We start from the raw sequence: 20,977 nt of genomic DNA on the forward strand, positions 1-20,977 counted from the left end.
GGCCGCGTATGCGCCGGCGGCTAAGCTCCCCCTTGGCACCCAGTCGTCATGCCTCCGGCGTCAGGCCTGCTTCGGCGCGAATGCGGGCTGCGATGTTGGTGGCGCTGTGCGCGTAGTTCTGGGCGGCGATGAACGAGAAGCCCTCCGCCTTGCCGTGGACGACGGCGTTCCTGAGTCGCCGGGCCTCCTCAATGAGGCCCGCCGTCTCTTCCGTGAGCGCTTCGGCCTGTTGAAGCGCGAACAGAAGCTCCAGTGGTTTAGAAGACGGCCCGATGTCGTGCTCGGTGGCCGCTTCCCGCAGTGCGGCTTCGATCATCAGCCAACCGGCCACGACCTTGCCTTCTGACGAACCCATGCCCGCGGTGACTTGTGCGCCGCGAGATTTTGGGCGTCGGGGTGGCTTGGCATCCGCACCCGCCGTTGTGTCAGGAACTGGCACGGGCGGTGTCGTTGGCTCACTTGAAGCCACCGACAATTCTGCGGCGCGCTCGGCAAAGTTCACCTTCACGCCGAAGCCTTCGAAGGATGCGATCTTGCCCGCAAGGGCGGTCAACTGGCGGCGGAAGACCCAAAGCACCGCCAGGCCAGTGATAGGCCCGGCCAACGAGCCGGTCATCGAAGCAATGAATTCCAGTACTGACATCTGAGTTCCAGCGTCTGCCGCTGGCGGTGCGATTGCTGCGGCCGAGACCGGAAGTGCGGTGTTCATGCGGCGCTCCCGTCAGTCCTGCTCCAACCTTCGCTGATTTTGCCACCCAAGCCTACTGCCCAGCTTGGTCCTCTCCGGCGCCTGACCTAGCTAGTCGCCGAACATCTCGGGGTGGAGCTTGGTGGTGACCGTGCCGTAGAGGTCGCGGCTGTAGTAATCGGGCGCGCGTGGATCGGCTGGTCGTCCGGCCCATGCTAGCCTTCTGCAGCGTTTAGCAATGCCTCCAACGGGTCACTCTTTCGCGGCTAATGACGGCCGAGATCTTCCAGCACGGCGAGGAAGTCGCCGAGATCACCGGCCGCCAGCGCTCGTTCCGCTTCGATGACCAAACGCAGTTTTCGCGCCAGGGTGCGCAATTCGACCTCCTCGGCCTCGGCACGGGTCTTCGCAGCATTAGCCTTGGATGCTTCCGCCTCCGCCAACAGCTTCGCCGCCCGGGCTGCGATCTCGTCATTCTCCAAACCGGGCCGGTTCAATCGGTCCTTCAGGTGCCGGATCGAGCTGGCGAGTATCTCCTGGGCTTCTTCCCGCAGGGTCGCTTGGCTGCGGTGATCGATGACGCTGTCGAGCAATCCCTCCAACGCTTGTTGTAGACGCGGAATGAGCGCTTGGTTGGCGGCGATCAGTAGGGGCTTATCGCCCGAGGCCGGTAGCGCGGATCCTGCCCGGTCGGCCGAGATGGCGAGTTGCGACCCTGTCCGACGCTCCTGAACAAACACCTCCACCACGAGCCTCATCGCCGCAATCGCCGGATCGGAGTTGAGAACCGTCGCGGCCATGACCACTCCGTGTTCGGTGAAGACCCAGGGCGGACGTCGTCGGCCGCCGTGTCCGAGTCTTGAGGTCGCAATTTGCGACCTCAAGACGGCGAACTCCTCAGGACCCAGTTGCATGGCATAGCCGTCGAACCGACTGCTGTTGCGCCGAACCTGCTCGTTCAACCTTTTGGTCTCGACGCCGAAGAGGGCCGCGAGATCCTCGTCCAAGACGACCCGCGCCCCTCGCACCATGTGGGTTTTGACGACCATGCACACCGGGAAATCAAGGGCTGGAGGTAAGGTCGGAAGCTACGGCGTCACCCGCCGCCACATCCAATCGACGTTTCGTCGCCACACCGCGAATTCCTACGATGCTTGGGCGCGCCCCTCCCCTGATCGAGCTTCCGCGGCGCTAGATCCGCCTCGGCATGGGTTCGTCCGATCTCCACGCCATGAGCCGCGATCGCGCTACGCCGGGGCGGAAGGCCTTCCCATCGCGACGCTGATGAAAGTCCAATCCAAGCGAGCCGCTGATCGGAGCCGAAAGACCATGACCCACCTGTCCAGCGACGACCGCCATGCCGAACCTCCACGCGATGGGGGTGGATCGAGCGTCAACCGCACAACGACCCTGCAGCGCACGATCCGGCGAACGGAGCTGCGCCGCATCGTTCCCCTGGCGGACACGACGATTTACGAACTCGAACAGCGCGGCGAGTTTCCCCGCCGATTTCATCTGACCCCGCGGTGCGTGGTCTGGAGCCTGGCGGAGGTCGAGGCCTGGCTCGTGGAGCGGCGTCAGGCCTCCGACGCCGCGCTCATCAAGCGCGCGCCTGGCCCCGACGTGCGGCTGCGCAAGACCCGCCCGGTCAGACGCTAGGGTCTGGCCCGATCACCGCGGTCTGCGGCGGCGACAAGGACGGCGTGTACTTGCGACCAGCGATCCAGGCGTCGACGGTGTCGGCCCACTCCTGCATCATGTGCCGGCGCTGATGCTCATACTCGGCCTTGTTGTAGACCCCGCGCGACGAACGGCCGTCTTCGTGAGCCAGGCACTTCTCGATCCAGTCGCTGTTGAACCCGAGCTCGTTGAGCAGCGTCGATCCCGTCCGGCGGAGATCGTGGACGGTGAACGGCTCGAGCGGCAGCCCCTGTTCCTTCGCGCGGTCGGCGACGGCGCTGGTGATGCGATTGAAGGTAGCCCGCGACATGGGAGCGTCCGCCTCGTAGCGAGACGGCAGCACGTAGGGGGAATTCCCCGCGCAGGTCTTCAGCGCGATGAAGATGTCGAGCGTCTGCTGAGCCAGATAGACGTTGTGCGCCTTGGACCGCTTCATGCGCTCCTTCGGGATCGTCCAGACGGCGTTTTCGAAATCGACCTCGTCCCAGGTCGCGTCCTGCAGCTCGCTCTTTCGAACCATCGTCAGCAAGATCAGCTTCAGCCCTAGCCGGATGGTCGGCAGGGTCGCCACGTGTTCGAGCAGACCGAACATGATCCTGATTTCGGTAGGCGAGAGGGACCGGTCGCGAGGCACAAAGGTCGCGATCGACGCGGGTCCCACCTCCTCGGCCGGATTGGGAACCTTCTCCCCGTGCAGGATCGCAAAGGCGTAGATGAGCTTGATGATGTCGCGCACGTGGATGGCCGTCGCCGGCGCCCCGCGGTCCTTCACCTTCGCGCAAAGCGCTCTGATGTCGTTCGGTGTGATCTCCTTCAGAAGTCGCGACTTGAATGTCGGCAGGACGTCCCGTTCGAAGATGGCGCGGCGCATGGCGCGGGTGCTGTCGGCCATGCGGGCCTCCTTCATCCACTTTTCGCCGAAGGCGCCGAAGCTCTTGGCTTCCTGAAGCCGGCGCTTCTCGCGCTGCTTCTCCTGCGCGGGCGAATGCCCGTCAGCGATCGCGCGCCGAGCCTCCAGGCACTTCTCCCGCGCCCTGGCGAGCGAGAGGCCGGCTAGGCCATAGCGCCCGATGGTCAGGGTCTCTCGACGCCCGTTCAGCCGGTAGTCGTAGCGGAAGGTCAGGGCGCCCGAGGTCGAGACCACGACGTACATACCGTCACGGTCGCTCACCTTGTACGAATTCTTCTTTGATTTCAGATTCTTAAGCGCAGTGTCCGTCAGCACGAGCCGCCTCCGACAGCCGGAAAAATGCGCCCCTTCTGCTTGGAAATACCGTCAGGCGAAAATCGACTTTTCGACGCGGCACTTTCCTTATATTTTTCCGAGAGATGACTGTCGCAAAAATACCGTCAGAGCGCTCTATTCATCTGACGGTATCGACACACGCGGCTCAGGACAAGACGACGGCGCACCGTCAAATCTACCGACACGGGCTCTCGACGCCCAGCGATAGAGGGCGATAGCAAAAAACCATAATATTGTTATTTATCTGGCGCTTAAGTCCATTTCGCGATAGCCTGAGAAGGACCCTGAAAGCACCGGAATCATTCCCACTCAATCGTCCCAGGCGGCTTGCTCGTCACGTCGTAGACCACGCGGTTGACCCCCCTCACCTCGTTGATGATCCGGGTGGCGCAGCGGCCGAGGACCTCCCAGGGGAACTCGAAGAAGTCGGCGGTCATGCCGTCGGTGGAGGTGACGGCACGGAGTGCGAGCACGTCCTCGTAGGTGCGGGCGTCGCCCATGACGCCCACCGTCTTCACAGGAAGCAGCACGGCGAAGGCCTGCCAGATGCTGTCATAGAGGCCGGCCTTGCGGATCTCGTCCAGGTAGATGGCGTCGGCCTGCTGCAGGACGGCGACCTTTTCGCGGGTGATCTCGCCGGGGATGCGGATGGCCAGGCCCGGGCCCGGGAACGGGTGGCGGCCGACGAAGGCCGGCGGCAGGCCCAACTCCACGCCCAGCAGGCGCACCTCGTCCTTGAACAGCTCGCGCAGGGGCTCGACCAGCTTGAGCTTCATATAGTCCGGCAGGCCGCCGACATTGTGGTGGCTCTTGATCACCGCCGAGGGGCCGCCGCTGGCCGAAACGCTCTCGATGACGTCCGGATAGAGGGTGCCCTGGGCCAGGAAGGCCGCGCCCTCGATCTTGGCTGACTCCCTGTCGAAGACCTCGATGAACAGGCGCCCGATGGTCTTGCGCTTGGTTTCGGGGTCCGAGACCCCGGCCAGCTCGCCCAGGAACAGGTCGCCGGCGTCCACATGGACCAGGGGGATGTTGTAGTGGTCGCGGAACATGGTCACGACCTGCTCAGCCTCGTTGTGGCGCAGCAGGCCGGTGTCGACGAAGACGCAGGTGAGCTGGTCGCCGATCGCCTCGTGGATCAGCACCGCCGCCACCGAGGAATCCACCCCGCCGGACAGGCCGCAGATCACCTTGCCGTCGCCCACCTGGTCGCGGATCTTCTGCACCATCTCACCGCGGAAGGCGGCCATGGTCCAGTCGCCCTTCAGGCCCGCGATGCCGTGGACGAAGTTGCGCAGCATGAGCGCGCCGCGCGGGGTGTGCGCCACCTCCGGATGGAACTGGATGCCATAGAAGCGACGGGCCTCGTCGGCGATCACGGCATAGGGCGAACCCTCGGACGAGGCCACCACGTGGAAGCCCTGAGGGATGGCGGTGATCTTGTCGCCGTGGCTCATCCAGACGGTCTCTTTCGAGCCGACCTCGCCCAGGCCCGCCAGCAGCGGGCTCTCCTGGTGGATCAGGATTTCGGCGCGGCCGAACTCGCGGGTGTGGCCGCCCTCGACCCTGCCGCCCAGCTGGTCGCACATGGTCATCTCGCCGTAGCAGATGCCCAGCACCGGGACGTCCAGCCCGAAGACCCGCGGGGTGACCGCCGGGCTCGCGTCCTCGTGGACGCTGGCCGGCCCGCCGGAGAGGATCACCGCCTTCGGCGCGAAGCCGTCCAGCATCGCCTCGACCTTGTCGAAGGGATGGATCTCGCAATAGACCCCGCTCTCGCGCAGGCGCCGGGCGATGAGCTGGGTGACCTGGCTGCCGAAATCGACGATCAGGACGCGTTCGTGGGTGGGGGTCATTGGGCTGTCACCGAGAAGAGGTCGTGGCGATCGTTCCCTTCTCCCCTTGCGGGAGAAGGTGTCGGGCGAGGAGCCCGACGGATGAGGGGTCGCGCCACCCCATCCGTCGAGACCCGCGCCGGGCTAGTCGGAGAGTTCTGAGAGACCCCTCATCCGCCCCCGCTCTCGCGGGGCCACCTCCTCCCGCAAGGGGAGAAGGAACGATGGATCGTCCGCTCATTTGGTTTTCTCCAACACCGCGACGAAGAAGCCGTCGGTGCCGGAGGCGCGGGGCGAGAGGCGCAGATAGCCCTCGTCCGTCAGGTGTCGGGTCAGGTCGGGGTGGTCGGTGGCGGGGCGCACGACGAAGCCCTTCGTACGGGCCAGGAACGCGGCGACGCGATCCTCGTCCTCCTCGGGCAGGACCGAGCAGGTCACATAGACCATGCGGCCGCCGGGCTTCACGAAGCCTGTCCCCAGATCGAGCACGGCGTCCTGGTCGCTCATGCGTTGGCTAAGCGCCTCGGGCTTTAGCCGCCACTTGGTGTCGGGGTGGCGGCGCCAGGCGCCCGAGCCCGAGCAGGGCGCGTCGATGAAGACCACGTCCATCCTGCCGTCCAGGCCCTTCAGCGGGTCGGGATAGACCGGCGAGCGGATCTGCAGGTTGCGGATGCCGGCGCGCTCGGAGCGGCGCACGGTGTCGGCCAGCCGGCGAGCCTCGCTGTCATAGGCGTAGATCTGGCCCGTATTGCCCATGGCGGCGGCGAGCGCGAGGGTCTTGCCCCCGCCCCCGGCGCAGAGGTCGAGCACCTGGGCGCCCTTGATGTCGCCGGCCGCCTGGGCCGCGATCTGCGAGGCCAGGTCCTGCACCTCGAACCAGCCCCGGGAGAAGGCCGGTATGGTCTCCAGCGAACCGCCGCGCTGGGACGGGTCGGGGGCCGCCATCCGCACGGCGTTGGGCAGGACGCCGGTCGGCTCGGCGTTCAGCGGGGCGAGCGCCTTCAGGGCCTGCTCGGGATCGGTCTTCAGCGTGTTGATACGCAGGTCGACCGGCGCCCTCTCGGAAAGCATAACGCCTTCCAGCGGCGCCTCGTCGCCGAAGGCGCGGGCGAGCGAGGGTTCCAGCCAGTCCGGATAGTCGCCGCGCACGGCGGGCGGGGCGTTGGCCAGGTCCCGGGGCTGGACGAGTGCGGCGCGCTCGGCCTCCGTCAGGGGGCCGGGGCCGTGCGGCTCGTCGCCGGCGGCTTCGGCGATGCGCTCGACTGGCCAATTCCAGAACACATGCAGGGCGGCCAGGGCCGCGGCGCGGGGGCTGTCGTCGCCCATGCGCCAGCCTAGCGAGCGGCGGCGGCGCAGCATGTCCAGAACCAGGCCCGAGACCCAGGCGCGGTCCTTCGACCCCGCATAGCGCGAGGCGTCCCCCCACGTCTTGAGCGCCAGCCTCACAGGCCGGTGGCGCGTCTCGACGTCGGTGAGGATCTCGATGGCCGCGGAAAGGCGTCCGCCGTCACGCAAGGGCTTGGCTCACAGAAAGATCGCCGTCGTCACCATCACCGTGCCCGCGAAGGCCACGAACCAGGCGAACGTCCGCAGATAGGGGATGGCGACCAGATAGAAGATCGGATGGAAGGCCCGGCCGACCACATAGAGCGCGCCGCCCCAAAGGGTCAGGTCGCTCAGCTTGGCCGCCAGATAGGCGACGATCACCACCGCGGCGTGCAGCGGGAAGGTCTCCATGAAGTTGCGGAACGACCGTTCCAGCCGAGCGGCCCCGCCGGTGACGGGCATCGGCTCGTCGCGCGGACCGGCCGCCCATTTCATGCCTCCCTGCGCCCGCGCGGCCACCGTGGCCCAGACCAACTGGACCACGCCGACGACCACCGCCGCGGCGAGCAGCCGAAGTTCGGGCGCGGGACCGTGCATCAGACGGGGCTCGTATAGTTCGGGGCCTCACGGGTCATCATCACGTCGTGGACGTGGCTTTCGCGCAGGCCGGCCCCGGTGATGCGGATGAACCGGGCTTTCTGGCGGAAGTCCTCGAGGGTCGCCGCGCCCGTATAGCCCATGGCCGCCCGCAGGCCGCCGACCATCTGGTGCAGGATGGCGTTGATCGGGCCCTTATAGGCGACCTGGCCCTCGATACCCTCTGGCACCAGCTTCAGCGCCGAGACCTCCTTCTGGAAGTAGCGGTCGGCCGAGCCGTTGGCCGTGGACATGGCGCCCAGGGAGCCCATGCCGCGATAGGCCTTGTAGGACCGGCCCTGGTACAGGAACACCTCGCCCGGCGCCTCGTCGGTGCCGGCGAAGGCCGAACCCATCATGGCCACCTGAGCGCCCATGGCGAGCGCCTTGGCCAGGTCGCCGGAATACTTGATGCCGCCGTCGGCGATCACCGGGACGTCGGTGCCGGTCGCGGCGCGGACGGCGTCGGCGATGGCGGTGAGCTGGGGCACGCCCACCCCCGCCACGATGCGGGTGGTGCAGATGGAGCCCGGACCGATGCCCACCTTCACTGCGTCGGCGCCGGCGTCGATCAGGGCGCGGGCGCCTTCATAGGTGGCGACATTGCCGGCGACGATCTGGACGCGGTTGGTCTCGCGCTTTAGTCGGCCCACAGCCTTGGACACGTCGGCGTTGTGGCCGTGGGCGGTGTCGATCACCACCACATCGACCCCGGCGTCCACCAGCGCCATCGAGCGCTCGTAGCCCGCGTCGCCGACGGTGGAAGCCGCACCGACCAGCAGGCGGCCCTGGGCGTCCTTGGCGGCGATGGGGTGGGCCTGGGCCTTCTCCATGTCCTTGACGGTGATCAGGCCCACGGCGCGAAAGGCCTCGTCGACGACGATCAGTCGCTCGATCTTGTGCTGGCGCAGCAGGGCCCTGGCCTCGTCCTGGGTGCAGCCCTCGCGGACGGTGATCAGGTTGTCCTTGGTCATCAGGACCTTGGCCGGGACCTCGCTGGAGCCCTCGAACCGCATGTCGCGGTTGGTCAGGATGCCCACCAGCTTGCCGGTGCCGGGCTCGACCACCGGGAAGCCCGAGATCTTGCGCCGCGCCTTGATCTCGAGAACTTCCCGCAGGGGCGTGTCCGGATTGATGGTCAGCGGGTTGATGACCATGCCGCTCTCGTAGCGCTTCACCTCGCGCACCTGATCGGCCTGCTCCTCCGCCGTCATGTTGCGGTGAAGCACGCCCAGGCCGCCGGCCTGGGCCATGGCGATAGCCAGACGGCTCTCGGTCACGGTGTCCATGGCCGAGGACACGAGCGGGATGTTCAGACTGATTTCGCGCGTAAACTTGGTGGTCGTGTCCACCTGGGTGGGCATCACATCGGACGCACCCGGTTCGAGCAAAACGTCGTCGAAGGTAAGACCTTCGCGAATCTCCATTGGAGTCTCCATTTTGCGAGCCGCGTATAGCGGTACGGCCCCTGCGGCGGCAAGCGGAGTCTGGAGGGTCATGCGGTCGCGGGCTCCTGAATCGGGGTTTGGGCGGCGGCCGCCGCGAGGATCAGCGCCAGTAGCGCGACGAGGCAGCTGGCCAGGGCGCGGACCAGCAGGGCGACGCTCATCAGCTGAAGGAGGAGGACGGCCACCAAGCCTGTCACCTGGGCCAAGGCCCCGCCGGAGCGGCCGAGCGCTTCGACGGTGGCGACCAAGACAGCGGCCCATCCCAGGTTCAGGGCCAGCGAGATCGCCGGTCGCCTGAGTTTCGGGACATTGGGATGATCCGCCATGGCGAGCTTGTGCGCCGATTGCGGAATGGAGGAAATCGACATATTGGATGCGAGATGTTCGAAAATCTCACATCAGCCCCCCTGCCCTCGCTGAACGCCCTGCGCGCCTTCGAGGCCATGGCGCGGACCGGCCGGGCAACCCTGGCCGCCGAGGAGCTGAACGTCACCCACAGCGCGGTCAGCCGGCAGGTGAAGGCCCTGGAGGAGACCCTGGGCGTGCGCCTCTTCACCGGGCCCAAACACCGCCTGGAGCTGACCGAAGCCGGGCGCAGCCTGCTGCCGGCCCTGACCGCCGCCTTCGACCAGATCGCCACGGCGGTGCGCCAGACCCGAGGTGGGGGCGAGGACCTGCATATCGCGGTCAACGCCAGCGTCTCGGTGAAATGGCTGATCCCACGGATGAGCGGCTTCGCCGCGGCCCATCCCAAGGTCCGGCTGCACCTGGCCGAACTGCCGTCCCACGCCACGTCGTACCGGGGCGCCCACGCGGTGGTGCGGATGGTGCCGACCAGCCGCCTGGCCGATCCCGACGCCACAGCCTTCATGCCCAGCCACCTTGGGCCGGTGATGTCTCCAGCCCTGGCGGAACGCTTCGCCGGCGACCTGCTGAAGGCGCCGCGCCTGGCGGCCCAGACCCATCCGCAGGGCTGGGCGATCTGGGCGGCCCTGGTGGGGATGGAGCTGCCACCCGGCCCCGAGCAACCCTTCGCCCACCTGCACTTCGCCGTGGATGCGGCCATCGCCGGCCTGGGCGTTGCGGTCATGCCGTGGCCGCTGGTGGCCGACTATGTGGCCAGTGGACGCCTGGTCGCCCCGTTCGGCTTCCGCAAGGCCGAGAGCGCCTTCGCCCTGCTGGCCGCGCCGGGCGCCTCGAGCCGGGCCCTGGATCAGTTCCGGAAATGGCTGGTGGCGGAGGGGGCGAAAACGCCTGAACCATCCAACGGTCGTCATCCTCCGGTCGTCTGAAAGACGATCCGGGGGACCCAAGCCGTGTTGCAGAACTGGCGAAGCCGCTTGGGTCCCCCGGATCAGCCTGCGGCTGACCGGAGGATGACGAGGTTGGGAGTCAGCGCCCCTTGAACCCCGTCGCCACCAGATAGACCTCGGAGCTGCCCGCGCGGCTGGCCTTGGGCTTGATGTGCTTCACCTCGGCGAAGTGGCGCTTCAGGCGATTGACCACTTCCCAGCTCTCACCGCCCTGGAAGGCCTTGGAGATGAAGGCGCCGCCGGGCTTCAGAACGCTGATGGCGAAATCGGCGGCGGCCTCGATCAGGCCGACGATCCGCAGGTGGTCGGTCTGCTTGTGGCCGACAGTGTTGGGGGCCATGTCCGAAAGCACCGCGTCGGGCGGCCCGCCCAGCAGGTCGATCAGCATCGGGCCGCAGGCCGGGTCGGTGAAGTCCATCTCCAGGATATGGGCCGGAGAGATCGGATCGACCGGCAGCAGGTCGACGCCGACGATGTTGGTCACCCCGCGCTCGACCGCCACCTGGGTCCAGCCGCCTGGCGCCAGGCCCAGGTCGATGATCCGGGCGCCGGGCTTCAAGAGCTTCAGCTTGTCGTCGAGCTCGGTCAGCTTGTAGGCCGCCCGCGAACGATAGCCGTGGGCGCGGGCCTTGGCGGCGAAGGGGTCGTTGATCTGGCGCGACAGCCAGGCCTGGGACGAGGGCGTGCGATCCCGGGCGGTCTTCAGGCGCTCGGGCGTGGCCCGGCCTTCCTCGGTTCCGCCCGTCGGGCGTTTCACCATCCGCTTGCGGGGGGGCTCGTCGGTCATTCCGGAGCGTTTACAGGGGAAGCCCCGGCCGATCTACGGCCGCGACGCCGACGGCGGCGCTTGCGGCCGGTCCCGGCGTCCGACATCAGCGACATCAGGATGCCCTCGCGCAGGCCGCGGTCGGCCACCCGCACCCGCGTGCAGGGCCAGAGCTCTTGCACGGCCTGCAGGATCGCCGCCCCCGCCAGCACCAGATCGGCGCGGTCGGGCCCTATGCAGGGCTGCTCGGCCCGCTCCCGGGCGTTGAGGCCCAGCAGCAGGTTCGCCGCGGCGTCGCACTGGTCGCGGGTCATCCAGATGCCGTCCACCTGGCTGCGGTCATATCGACGCAGGCCAAGATGCATACCGGCCAGGCTGGTGATCGCCCCGGAGGTTCCCACCAGATGGGCGCGGTCAGCGTCGAACACCTCGCGCATGGAATCGGCGTTGCGGAAGGCGGCCAACTCGGCCTTCACCGTCTCGACCATCTCGCGGAACCAGCCCTGGGTGACCGTCTCCCCCTCGGGAAAGCGTTCGGCCAGGGTCACCACCCCGATGGGGATGGAGAGCCAGGCCTTGATCGGCAGGCGCCCGGCCGCAAACTTGGAGATCTCGGTCTCCAGGCCGCCGACCTGCAGGTCGACCCAGGAGAGCTCGGTCGAGCCGCCGCCCACATCCACCACCAGGGCCGCGTCGGCCCGGCGATCCAGCAGGTTGAGGCAGCCGGCCACGGAGAGCTGGGCCTCCTCTCGCGGGCTGATGATCTGCAGCTGCAGGCCCGTCTCGGCCACCACCCGCGCCACGAACTCCGGACCGTTGATCGCCGAGCGGCAGGCCTGGGTGGCTATGGCTTTCAGCTTCACCACCTTGCGGCGGCGGACCTTCTCGGCGCTGACCCGCAGGGCGGCGAGCGCGCGCTCCATGGCCGCGTCGGAAAGCCGTCCCGACTGGCCGAGCCCCTCGCCCAGCCGAACGATGCGGGAATAGGCCTCGACCACCCGGAAGCCGCGGCCGGCGGGCGTGGCGATCAGCAGCCGGCAATTGTTGGTGCCAAGGTCGAGCGCGCCATAGCAGGGCGTCTCGGCGCCGTTGCGCGGCGCGGCGGACTCCGGTTCGGATGTCACCGGCCAGTCGCCTCGGACGCGTATAGATATAGGGTCTGGAATCCGTTCAAAGCGAACGGACTCGAGGGCGCCTGAGGCATGGACCGCCACCCGTCCTTGTGCAGGCGCTAAGATCGGCGCCTCGTTTCAGGAGAGACTGTAGCAACATGGCTCGCCTCTCGGAAGGCGCAGCCTTGCACACGGGGCCGTGAGCGTTACGTTCACCTTCCGGTTAGGTGACGTGGTTTAGATTCTCCTTCATGGACGCTCGAATCGAAAAAGTTGGCAGCGACCTTGTCACCCGGCCCCGGGTCCTGGCGGAGCCACGCCTGGCCAAGTACGCCATCGGGCAGGTCGTGCGGCACCGTCACTTCCCGTTCCGCGGGGTGATCTTCGACGTCGATCCCACCTTCTCGAACACCGAGCAGTGGTGGCAGTCGATCCCCGAGGACATCCGGCCGCGCAAGGACCAGCCGTTCTACCACCTGCTGGCCGAGAACGAGGAAAACGCCTACGTCGCCTACGTCTCCGAGCAGAACCTGCTGCCGGACGAGAGCGGCGAGCCGATCGGCCACCCGCAGGCTTCGTTGATCTTCGAGAGCTTCAGCGAAGGCCACTACAATCTTCGGCCGCGCATCAGCCACTAAAACCTCGGGCACGGGCGTTCGACGCCGGGCCGGTCTCACGCAATCTTTCTCCGCGACCTGGCGGTTTTGACGCGCAGTTCGAACGGAACTTTCGCGGATTCGCGGTCATTCTCTCGCCATGAGCGCAGATGGCAACCCTCCCCCCGACGCACGCGCCGACTGGACCATCGACCAGGACTGGGCCGCCTATACACCGGCCGAGCACGCGGTCTGGACAACCCTCTACGAGCGCCAGACGAAGCTGCTGCCCGGCCGGGCCTGCGACGCCTTCCTGAACGGTCTGCACGCGCTGGACCTGCATCGCGGCGGCATCCCGGATTTCTCGCGGATCAACGAGGAACTGACCAGGCTCACCGGCTGGAGCGTGGTGGCCGTGCCAGGCTTGGTGCCGGACGAGGTCTTCTTCGAGCACCTGGCCAATCGCCGTTTCCCGGCCGGCCAGTTCATCCGCAAGCCGGACGAGCTGGATTATCTGGAAGAACCCGACGTCTTCCATGACGTTTTCGGCCACGTGCCGATGCTCACCGACCCCACGTTCGCCGACTATATGCAGGCCTATGGCGAGGGCGGCCTGCGCGCGCTCGGCCGCGGACAGCTGCACAATCTGGCACGGCTCTATTGGTACACGGTGGAATTCGGCCTGCTGCAGACCCCGGAGGGCCTGCGGATCTACGGCGCCGGCATCGTCTCCAGCCGGGCGGAATCGATTTTCGCCCTGGACGACCCCTCCCCCAACCGCCTGGGCTTCGACCTGGAACGGGTGATGCGCGCGCCCTACCGGATCGATGACTTCCAGCAGGTCTATTTCGTGATCCCGTCGCTACAGGCCCTGCTGGACGCGACCCTGCAGGACTTCGGCGCGCTCTATGAACGCCTGACCCGCCTGCCCGACATCCCCATCGAGGCGATTGAGCCTGGAGATGAAGTCTTCACCGTCGGAACCCAGGCCTATGCAAGGAACGGTGGACGCTTAGCGCAGTATTAGGGATTGTTAGAGAATATATCGGCTAACATCTCATAACCATCAATTCAACTTAACTTCGTTGTTTTCGCGTTTGTTCATGCGGAAATCGGGACTCTCGATCCATCGTCAGATCCGAGAAGGACCCCCCCATGGCTCCCAGAATCAAACCCACGCAGAGTGAGACCGTCACGTTCGGCCAGCGCGGCGAACACCTGCCGCTCAACGGCGGCGGCAATGGAGGCTGGCGGGTGGACCCGCCGGGCCAGACCGACAATGTGCACAGCCATCGCCCCGACCTGCCGCCGGGCCTGGCCAAACGACTCGATCCTCCCGGCGAGGAGACCGTTCCCGGCGGGGCCGGGAGCGAAAGCCTGAGCGGCGACGACGGAAACAACACCCTCGTGGGCGGCGGCGGGGCCGACAGCCTGGCCGGCGGCGCGGGCGCCGATGATTTCGTCGTCGAAGGGATCTCCGACACGACCGATGGCCTCGACCAGATCTTCGACTTCACCTCCGGAGAAGACCGGCTCGTGATGGGCGCGGGGCCGGGCGCGGAGGACACCGTCGGCTTCGGGATCGCCGACGACTTCGCCTCGGCGATGGATGCGGCCCTGCAAGCCGTGGCCGGCGGCGCGGACTATGTCGCCATGCAGATCGGCTCGGACCTGGTGGTCTTCGCCAACACCGACGACGATCCGGCGACCCTGGACGTGGCCGTCGTGCTGGTCGGCAGAAGCCTTTCGGACATCGCCATCGGCGACTTCGCCTAGCCGGGAACGCGAGCGCCCGGCCGCGAGGCCAAGGCGCTCGCCTACCCCGCGTCGATCAGGGTCTGCAGACCATGCCGGATCTTGGCGAGCTGGTCGGGCGTGAAGAGCCGATAGCGTTGGGCCTTCGGCCCACTGGCCGCGGTGACCTCCCGGTCCGACGCGTAGATATAGCGCCCCTGGAAACCGCCGGTCATGGGCCCGCCGTTGCGCATGCGTATTCCGTCGAGGCGGACAGCGCAGGCCTCCAGGCTCGGCACCTCGGGCGCGATCGGACGAAACTCGGGCTTGCCGTTGGGACCGTTCTCGGCCAGCCGCCAGCAGACACCCGGCGCGTCCGGAACGGTCAGGGGCTTGTCGCAGGCCGCCAGGCTCCCGGCGGCGGCCAGTCCGATCAGGAACCCACGCATTCGACCCTCAATAGTCCCGCCGCCAGCGGACGGCGAGCTTGCCGTCCCCCTGGCTGGCCAGCTTGGAGATGATGGACAGGTTTCGGCCGATCCGCCACTCGACCTGGGCCGAGGAGCCCTCGCGTCCGCCGCCGGTCAGCTCGAGATAGACGTCCTCGGTGAGGTACTTGCCGCCGGACACGCTGACCCCCGTCTCGTCGCCGCCGGCCAGGGCCAGGCGATCGAGGCCCGCGAAGGTGCGCAGGTTGCCGATCACGTCGAAGCCGCCGCCGCCCGCCAGGGACGACAGCGCCGAGGCCAGCTGCGCGGCCTCCAGCGGCGAGAGCTGCGAGGCCGAGCGGCCGAACAGCACCTGGGACAGCACCTCGTCATTGGGCAGGACCGGCGACGAGGTCAGGGTGATCTCGGGCTTGGCCGCCGTGCCGCGGATGCGCACCACCGCCGTCAGCGACGGGTCATCCCGAGTGGCCGAGAGATCGAGGCGGATGGCCTGCGGCGAGGTCGCCAGATAGACCACCCCACGCTCGTCGAACTCGAACCGCTTGCCGGCGAAATCGTACTCCCCGCGCACGACGCGCGCCGTGCCGGACAGGGCCGGCCGCGCCGTCGAGCCGCCCACATGAGCGTCCAGCGACAGCTCCACATCCAGGCCTCGGCCGCGCAAGAAGATGCGCCGCGGGGCCTTCAGGCTCACATCGAGGGCCACCGCCAGGCCTTTTCGCGCCGGCGACGCCAGGACGCTGGCGAGATCGGCGGGCTTGTTGCGCTCAACGACGTCCATGGCCACCACCCCCGAGGGGGTGGAGAGCTTGGCCGCCACGTCGGCCCGATCGATGGTCAGAGCGCCGCTCAGCCTGACCTTGCCGTCGGCGGCGCGGTCGATGGTGGCCTGGCCTGTGGCCGAAGCCTGGGCCTGGTCGTTGTCGATCAGCCGGAAACCTTTGAGATCCAGCCGCAGGGTCGAGGTCCCCTCGCGGAACAGGCTGATCCGGCCCGACCCCGCCACCGTGCCGCCATGGCCGTCGGCGCCGGTGGCCTCCGTCACATTGACCGCATTGTCGGCGAATGTGGTCCGCAGGGTCACGTCGCGCAGGGCCAGGCCCGTGGCGCCGTCGGAGAACTGGCCCTTGACCATCTGGCCGGAGCCCACGGCGTTCGGGTCAGCGAGCGTGCCGCCCAGCGTTCCCTCCAGCCGCACCTGGCCGGCCAACTCGCGCTCGCCGCTCATCAGCAGATCCCACAGGGGCTTGACCTCGCCCTCGGCGAAGAACCGGCCGCGTATCGGCCGGGTGCGCACGATGGCCACCCGGAAGGGACTGGCGCTCGCCGCGGCAGGCAGGACCACATTGGCCTCGGCGCGCAGGCCCTGGGCGTTGGAGCTCTTCAGGTCGAGGGTCATGACGTCACCCTCCAGGCGGCCCTTCAGCGTTCCATCGACCCCCTGGTCGGCGGGTGATCCCCGCCCGCGCGCACCGTCCAGCTTGGCGTCAAGGGTTCCATCCAGCCGTCCGCCGCGGCCGGTCAGGACGATCATGGCGTCGGTCTTGCCGATTAGATCCTCGTTCAGCAGGCCCAGGCCCAGGCGCTGGACCTGAGCGCGGATGTCGGCGCTGTCTCGGCCGAGCTTGGCGTCGAGATCGATCCGGCCGCCGTCGGAGGCGGCCAACCGCAGGCGCGCCGTGCGGTCCGGACCGCCGAAGCCGATCAGGGCGGTCTCGGTGGTCTTCAGGTCGCGACGGCCGACCCGTCCCATGCCGTCGAAGGCTAGTTGGTAGCCCGGATCGACGTCGGAGAGGACGCCGCCGCCGTCCAGGGTCCAACGGCCGGCGTTGGCGACCCCGCGGAGCTGGGCCTTATAGGGCAACCTCGCCATGGGGCCGTCAGCGGTGACCGATCCGTCGCGCACGGCGAACCTGCCGCCCGGCAGGACAGCGTTCTTGGCGGTCAGGTCGAGGCTCGCGCGCGGACCGCCGGCGGCGTCGACGATCCGCACCGCGCCGGTGACCTGGCCGCTCTCGAGGAAGGCGCCCTTGGCGACGGCCACCCGCAGATCGGCCGCCGAGGGCGCCCGGCGGCGCAGGGTCAGCGATCCCTGGGCGGTCAGACCCGCTGCGTTGACCGAGAGATCGGTGAGGTCGACTCCGCCCGGCGGAAAGCGGAAGGCCGAGCGCGCCGCGGCCGGTCCGTAGTCGCTGGCGGCGTTGAGAGTCACCACCCCGCTGGCTCCATCGGCCCGGCGCATGAAGCTCAGCGTGACCTTCGCGTCCTTCAGCGGCAGGCGAGGCACGTCGATGGCGTCGAAATCGGCGATCAGGTCGGCGCGCGGATCGCTGAGTGATCCGGTGACGGCGCCCGAGCCCTTGGCCTTGCCGGTGATCTCCACGGGGCCGGCGCGGAACGGGCCGGCGGCCGACCAGTCGAGCTTGAAGCGCAGGGCCCCGTCGGCATCCAGCACGCCGGCCGCCCCGGCCTTCAGCATGGCGCCCTCCAGGTCGGCCTGAGAGATCGACACCTTGCGGCCCTCGATATTTGCGGCGGCCGACAGGCGCGGCGCGGCGCCCAGCAGACGGTCCAGTTCACCGAATCCGCTGGCGAACTTCGAGCCCTTGGCGTCGAGCGACACGGTCCAGGGCTTGCCCGCCCCACCCTGGGTCGCGCTCCAGTCGGCGGCCAGCGCGCCCGAGGCGCCGGCTCGCGCCGCCGCCAGGTTGGAGAACTGGGCCTGGCCCTTGAAATTGAGGCCGCCGATCAAGCCCCGCCCACCGCTGGCCTGGACCTTCAACCCGACACCGGTCGCGTCCAGGCTGCGCAGCAGCAGCCGGCCGTCCGACAGCCGCGCACCGTCGAAGGCCGCTGTCGGCCTGGCGCCCAGCAGGGCCGCGGCCAGGCCGCTACCGCGTCCCCCCGCCCCCGCGATCCGGCCCTTCGCCGCCAGGACGCCGGCGCGGCGGGTCAGTTCGATAGGTCCGGATATCCGGTCCAGGCCGTACGCGCCCAGCTTCAGCCGCGCCACGTCGGCGACGCCGACGAAGCGAAGGTCGTCCAGGCGGCCCGTCAGCCGGCCGGAGACTCGCGTCGCCCCCATGGCCGGACCGCCGGTGATCTTGGAGAGCTCGCCGGCCGTGGCGACAACGGCCAGGCCCTGCGGCCCCAGCCGGCGTTCGCCCAGATTGCCGAGGCCGCGTGCGTTGAGCGTCAGATTGGCCGAGGTCGCGCGCGCGGTAAGGTCGTAGAGCGAGCCTGGAGCCCTGGCGCCGGTGATCGAGAAAGCTGCTTCCGGCCCGAGGCGCGCCACAAGGGGCTGGGTCAGGCGCGAAGCGTCCAGCCGCACCCGGCCCTGGGCCGAGCCGCCCTGGGCGTTCCAGGCGCCTTGGGTTTCCAGGGGCTTGGCGTCGCCCGAGGTGGCGACAGCGGAGAACCTGCCCGCCGCGCCCTTGCCGTCAGCCCGGGCCTTCAGGGCGAACGGGCGGTCGGCGGGCAGGCCCAGGCTGCCCGCCAGGGCGCCGCCGCGGGCCTCCTCGGCGTCGGCGAGCAGCAGCAACGGCCTGCCGCCACCGAAATCGAACTGGGCGTTCAGGTGGTCGCCCGCGTGCAGAAGGCTGGCGGCGGCGATCTCGCCCTTCTGGCCGCCGTTGCGGCGTTGGACGTCCAGGCTCATGACCACGTCGTAGACGCCGCGCCGATAGCTGAAGGCCGGCGTCATCTCGACCCGGGTCCGCACCTCGTCCAGCACGATGGAGACCGGCAGGCCGCGGGACTTCGACTTGGGCTCCAAGGTGGGGCGGCGCAGGAGGGTCAACTTCTCGGCGACGACCCGATCTGCGTCCAGCCTGCGCATGAGCAGTTGGCTGTAACGCCACTTGATGGAGACGTTTTTCGCCTCCAGCCAGACGCCCTTCTCGTCGCTGACGGTCAGCCGCCGGATGGTGAAGTCGCGCCAGACGTCGCCGCCCAGGCCCTCGATCTTCAGCTTGCCGAACCGCCCCAGCTTCAGCCCGCTGGCGCGGGCCTCGATCAGCAGCCGGCCCTGGGGCAGCAGCACGCCGAAGCGCGTGGTCAACGCCGCGGCGGTCACCAGCAGGAAGATCGCCGCGCAGATCCCGATAATGATCTTGGGCAGCAGTGAGGTCTTGGCCGCCTTGACCACCTCGTCCGCCACCTCGTGGGCGATCGCCTCGACCACTTCGCCCGGCGTTTCCGGAGGTTTTTCGGACGGCGGGCTCAAAAGCTTTGTCCGATGCTGAGATAGATCTGGAAGGCCGCGTCGCCCTCACGCTTGTCCAGCGGAATGGCGATATCGGCGCGGATCGGGCCGAAGCCCAGGTCGTAACGCACGCCCAAGCCGACGCCGGCGCTGAAATCGTCCCCGGCCGGGAACTGGCGGTCGCCCACCGCCCCGCCGTCGATGAAGGCCACCACCCCCCAGCGCTGCCCGATCCGCTGGCGCACTTCGAACGAGGCCTCCAGCACCGAAGCGCCGCCTTGGGGGGTATTGTCGGCCAGGCGCGGGCCGATGGCCTGATAGGCGTAGCCGCGCACCGATCCCCCGCCGCCGGCATAGAAGCGCCGCGAGGCCGGGACCTCGGGAACCGATCCGCCGATCATCGCCCCGACCTTGCCCCGGGCGGCCAGCACCGTGCGAGCGCGGGGGCCGAAGGGCATGTAGATCGAGCCCTGGGTCTGGACCTTCAGATAGGCCAGGCTGTCGTCGCCGGTGATGTAGGTGGGCTCGGCCCGCACCTCCAGCCGCCAGCCGCGCTTGGGATCCAGCGGATCGTCGGAGCGGTCCAGGGAGGCCGCGGCCAGCACCGCGGCGGTCCACAGGTCGCGGCCGAGCGGGGTCAGCAATTTGGTCTGTTTCTCAGCGGTCTCGCTGTAATCCAGCGACCCGCCGAGCGTGATGTAGGAGGTCTTGAAAAACCGCCGCTGGACGTCGGCGCGGACGCCGAAGCCCGTCTCGTCATAGGCGTCGGTCTTGACGTCGTAGATCGCCGCGGCGGACTTCAGGGTCTGTTGGGCGCGCCGCCAGTGCGGCAGGGTCGCCTCCGCCACCAGGCGGCTGTCGATGTCCGAGGCCCGGACGGCGAACGAGAGCGTGTCTGCCCGTCCGAAGGTGTTGTAGCGCGTCCAGCGGGCGTCGGCGCCCACGCCTTCGCTGGTCGAGTAGCTGGCCCCCAGCTCGATGGTGCGCGGCGCGCGGTCCACCAGGCTGACCACCACCGGCCGCAGGCCTTCCGGCGTGGTCCGCTCCGGGGGCGCCAGGGACACGGTCACCGAGTCATAGACCCCCGTGTCCAGCAGCCGCCGTTCCAGCTCGCCGACATCCTCGGGATCGTAGACCTCGCCGGGGCGCCATGGCGCCATCTGGTTCAGCCAGGGCCGCTTGGTCCGCTCGCCGCCGATCACCTCCATGCCGTTCAGCCGCACCAGCGGGCCTGAATCGATCCGGAAGGTCGGCCGCACCGTCTTGTCGGCATGGTCGACGATCACCTGGCGGGGAACCGGCGCCACGTCGGCATAGCCGCGCTTCTGGGCGGCGGCGACGATCCGGCCCTCGGCGCCGATCACGTCGGCCGCCCGGCCCGGCTGGCCGGTGGCCAGGCCCATGACCGCCTCACCCGAGGCCTGGACCTCCGGCGAGGGTGGGGTCGCCACCCATTCGATCGTCGGTTCGGCGATGGTGAACCTCGGACCCGGGGTCACCTTGACCACCGCGGCCGGCGGCTCGGCCTCCCCCACGTCGGGCTCGACCTCGTAGGCGTAGTAGCCCTCGGACCGCAGGACCGCGATGGCGTTCTCCGCCGCCTCGCGGGCGCGACGCCTAGCCTCGAAACGGCTGCTGATCGGTTTGTCGGACTCGCCGACGGCGCGCGCGATCGCCGCGCGCAGATCACCCGTCAGTTCCCCCTCGACGGCCGCGCGAGGCGTCTCGGCGCGAGCCGCGCCGTGCGCACACAGGGCCGCCGAGGCGGCGAATGCGACGACCAATCGCGCCACGCCAAAACTTTCCTCTCGCGCCCCTCCCGCCGATCTACCTCGCGTCGCAGGCAGATGTCACCCACGCCGGACGCTCAAGGCGCTTTCCTGCACGGCCGAAACTTGCCCAAATGCTGAGCAGCCGCGCCGCTGAGGTTCGCCGATTCCGAAA

At 68.5% G+C, this 20,977-nt stretch carries 18 protein-coding genes; 5 read left to right on the plus strand and 13 right to left on the minus strand.

Annotated features, from left to right (window positions below; translation table 11 throughout):
- Nucleotides 1-46: 46 nt before the first annotated feature.
- On the minus strand, nt 47-709 hold the full coding sequence (locus tag V6M51_RS16550) for a hypothetical protein (protein WP_332768933.1): 663 nt from the start codon (nt 707-709) through the stop codon (nt 47-49).
- Nucleotides 710-954: 245 nt separating this feature from the next.
- The gene (locus V6M51_RS16555) at nt 955-1,737 is read right to left on the minus strand and encodes an ORF6N domain-containing protein (RefSeq protein ID WP_332768935.1); all 783 of its coding nucleotides are present in this window, start codon (nt 1,735-1,737) and stop codon (nt 955-957) included.
- A gap of 280 nt (nt 1,738-2,017) precedes the next feature.
- On the opposite strand from V6M51_RS16555, the gene V6M51_RS16560 reads away from it, so the two are divergent.
- Nucleotides 2,018-2,347: a helix-turn-helix transcriptional regulator gene (locus V6M51_RS16560; protein ID WP_332768937.1), complete on the plus strand. Its 330-nt coding sequence runs from the start codon at nt 2,018-2,020 to the stop codon at nt 2,345-2,347.
- On the opposite strand, the gene V6M51_RS16565 is transcribed toward V6M51_RS16560, so the two are convergent.
- The 6 genes from V6M51_RS16565 to V6M51_RS16590 all read right to left on the minus strand — a co-directional run bounded on the left by V6M51_RS16565 (nt 2,337) and on the right by V6M51_RS16590 (nt 9,185).
- Complete coding sequence (locus V6M51_RS16565; protein ID WP_332768938.1) at nt 2,337-3,593, minus strand: tyrosine-type recombinase/integrase; 1,257 nt, start codon at nt 3,591-3,593, stop codon at nt 2,337-2,339. The two genes, V6M51_RS16560 and V6M51_RS16565, sit on opposite strands and share 11 nt — an antisense overlap.
- A 320-nt stretch (nt 3,594-3,913) precedes the next feature.
- Nucleotides 3,914-5,470, minus strand: coding sequence for a glutamine-hydrolyzing GMP synthase (guaA, locus tag V6M51_RS16570; RefSeq protein WP_332768939.1), 1,557 nt, complete (start codon nt 5,468-5,470; stop codon nt 3,914-3,916).
- A gap of 216 nt (nt 5,471-5,686) precedes the next feature.
- On the minus strand, nt 5,687-6,964 hold the full coding sequence (locus tag V6M51_RS16575) for an RsmB/NOP family class I SAM-dependent RNA methyltransferase (RefSeq protein WP_332768940.1): 1,278 nt from the start codon (nt 6,962-6,964) through the stop codon (nt 5,687-5,689).
- A gap of 9 nt (nt 6,965-6,973) precedes the next feature.
- Nucleotides 6,974-7,372, minus strand: coding sequence for an MAPEG family protein (locus V6M51_RS16580; RefSeq protein WP_332768942.1), 399 nt, complete (start codon nt 7,370-7,372; stop codon nt 6,974-6,976).
- Nucleotides 7,372-8,838: an IMP dehydrogenase gene (gene guaB / locus V6M51_RS16585; protein WP_332768944.1), complete on the minus strand. Its 1,467-nt coding sequence runs from the start codon at nt 8,836-8,838 to the stop codon at nt 7,372-7,374. The genes V6M51_RS16580 and guaB overlap by 1 nt, the downstream gene beginning before the upstream one ends.
- A 68-nt stretch (nt 8,839-8,906) precedes the next feature.
- Nucleotides 8,907-9,185 (minus strand): hypothetical protein, encoded by a 279-nt coding sequence (locus tag V6M51_RS16590; protein WP_332768946.1) that lies wholly within the window; start codon nt 9,183-9,185, stop codon nt 8,907-8,909.
- A 54-nt stretch (nt 9,186-9,239) separates the two neighbouring features.
- On the opposite strand from V6M51_RS16590, the gene V6M51_RS16595 reads away from it, so the two are divergent.
- A complete protein-coding gene (locus V6M51_RS16595; RefSeq protein ID WP_332768948.1) occupies nt 9,240-10,151 on the plus strand; it encodes a LysR family transcriptional regulator in 912 nt (303 codons plus the stop codon).
- Between the two features lie 100 nt (nt 10,152-10,251).
- Here V6M51_RS16595 and V6M51_RS16600 read toward each other — a convergent pair whose 3' ends face one another.
- A complete protein-coding gene (locus V6M51_RS16600; protein WP_332768950.1) occupies nt 10,252-10,959 on the minus strand; it encodes an RlmE family RNA methyltransferase in 708 nt (235 codons plus the stop codon).
- Entirely contained in the window at nt 10,956-12,062 is a 1,107-nt protein-coding gene (locus tag V6M51_RS16605; RefSeq protein ID WP_332768952.1) for a Ppx/GppA phosphatase family protein, read from the minus strand. Before V6M51_RS16605 ends, V6M51_RS16600 begins: the two co-directional genes overlap by 4 nt.
- A 239-nt stretch (nt 12,063-12,301) precedes the next feature.
- On the opposite strand from V6M51_RS16605, the gene hspQ reads away from it, so the two are divergent.
- The 3 genes from hspQ (at nt 12,302) to V6M51_RS16620 (ending at nt 14,422) form a co-directional block, all read left to right on the plus strand.
- Entirely contained in the window at nt 12,302-12,688 is a 387-nt protein-coding gene (gene hspQ / locus V6M51_RS16610) for a heat shock protein HspQ (protein ID WP_254833474.1), read from the plus strand.
- 118 nt (nt 12,689-12,806) lie between these two features.
- A complete protein-coding gene (gene phhA / locus V6M51_RS16615; RefSeq protein ID WP_332768954.1) occupies nt 12,807-13,673 on the plus strand; it encodes a phenylalanine 4-monooxygenase in 867 nt (288 codons plus the stop codon).
- 128 nt (nt 13,674-13,801) lie between these two features.
- Nucleotides 13,802-14,422 carry a hypothetical protein gene (locus V6M51_RS16620; RefSeq protein ID WP_332768955.1) on the plus strand — a complete coding sequence of 207 codons (621 nt, stop codon included), beginning with the start codon at nt 13,802-13,804 and terminating at the stop codon, nt 14,420-14,422.
- A gap of 41 nt (nt 14,423-14,463) precedes the next feature.
- Here V6M51_RS16620 and V6M51_RS16625 read toward each other — a convergent pair whose 3' ends face one another.
- Genes V6M51_RS16625 through V6M51_RS16635 form a run of 3 tightly spaced genes read right to left on the minus strand, consistent with a single transcriptional unit; the run spans nt 14,464 to nt 20,826 of the window.
- Nucleotides 14,464-14,829: a hypothetical protein gene (locus V6M51_RS16625; RefSeq protein WP_332768956.1), complete on the minus strand. Its 366-nt coding sequence runs from the start codon at nt 14,827-14,829 to the stop codon at nt 14,464-14,466.
- 7 nt (nt 14,830-14,836) lie between these two features.
- Nucleotides 14,837-19,054 (minus strand): translocation/assembly module TamB domain-containing protein, encoded by a 4,218-nt coding sequence (locus tag V6M51_RS16630; protein WP_332768957.1) that lies wholly within the window; start codon nt 19,052-19,054, stop codon nt 14,837-14,839.
- Nucleotides 19,051-20,826 (minus strand): autotransporter assembly complex protein TamA, encoded by a 1,776-nt coding sequence (locus tag V6M51_RS16635; RefSeq protein WP_332768959.1) that lies wholly within the window; start codon nt 20,824-20,826, stop codon nt 19,051-19,053. Before V6M51_RS16635 ends, V6M51_RS16630 begins: the two co-directional genes overlap by 4 nt.
- Nucleotides 20,827-20,977: the final 151 nt, after the last annotated feature.

Source organism: Phenylobacterium sp. (assembly GCF_036677185.1).
In the GTDB taxonomy this organism is placed as follows: Bacteria; Pseudomonadota; Alphaproteobacteria; order Caulobacterales; family Caulobacteraceae; genus Phenylobacterium.

Excerpts from the sequence above, each read along its gene's own strand:
- V6M51_RS16600 (WP_332768950.1), bottom strand. The coding sequence starts at position 10,959 with ATGACCGACGAGCCCCCCCGCAAGCGGATGGTGAAACGCCCGACGGGC.
- V6M51_RS16550 (WP_332768933.1), bottom strand. The coding sequence starts at position 709 with ATGAACACCGCACTTCCGGTCTCGGCCGCAGCAATCGCACCGCCAGCG.
- hspQ (WP_254833474.1), top strand. The coding sequence starts at position 12,302 with ATGGACGCTCGAATCGAAAAAGTTGGCAGCGACCTTGTCACCCGGCCC.
- V6M51_RS16595 (WP_332768948.1), top strand. The coding sequence starts at position 9,240 with ATGTTCGAAAATCTCACATCAGCCCCCCTGCCCTCGCTGAACGCCCTG.
- V6M51_RS16590 (WP_332768946.1), bottom strand. The coding sequence starts at position 9,185 with ATGGCGGATCATCCCAATGTCCCGAAACTCAGGCGACCGGCGATCTCG.
- guaA (WP_332768939.1), bottom strand. The coding sequence starts at position 5,470 with ATGACCCCCACCCACGAACGCGTCCTGATCGTCGATTTCGGCAGCCAG.
- V6M51_RS16620 (WP_332768955.1), top strand. The coding sequence starts at position 13,802 with ATGGCTCCCAGAATCAAACCCACGCAGAGTGAGACCGTCACGTTCGGC.
- V6M51_RS16560 (WP_332768937.1), top strand. The coding sequence starts at position 2,018 with ATGACCCACCTGTCCAGCGACGACCGCCATGCCGAACCTCCACGCGAT.
- V6M51_RS16580 (WP_332768942.1), bottom strand. The coding sequence starts at position 7,372 with ATGCACGGTCCCGCGCCCGAACTTCGGCTGCTCGCCGCGGCGGTGGTC.
- V6M51_RS16555 (WP_332768935.1), bottom strand. The coding sequence starts at position 1,737 with ATGGTCGTCAAAACCCACATGGTGCGAGGGGCGCGGGTCGTCTTGGAC.
- V6M51_RS16625 (WP_332768956.1), bottom strand. The coding sequence starts at position 14,829 with ATGCGTGGGTTCCTGATCGGACTGGCCGCCGCCGGGAGCCTGGCGGCC.
- phhA (WP_332768954.1), top strand. The coding sequence starts at position 12,807 with ATGAGCGCAGATGGCAACCCTCCCCCCGACGCACGCGCCGACTGGACC.
- guaB (WP_332768944.1), bottom strand. The coding sequence starts at position 8,838 with ATGGAGATTCGCGAAGGTCTTACCTTCGACGACGTTTTGCTCGAACCG.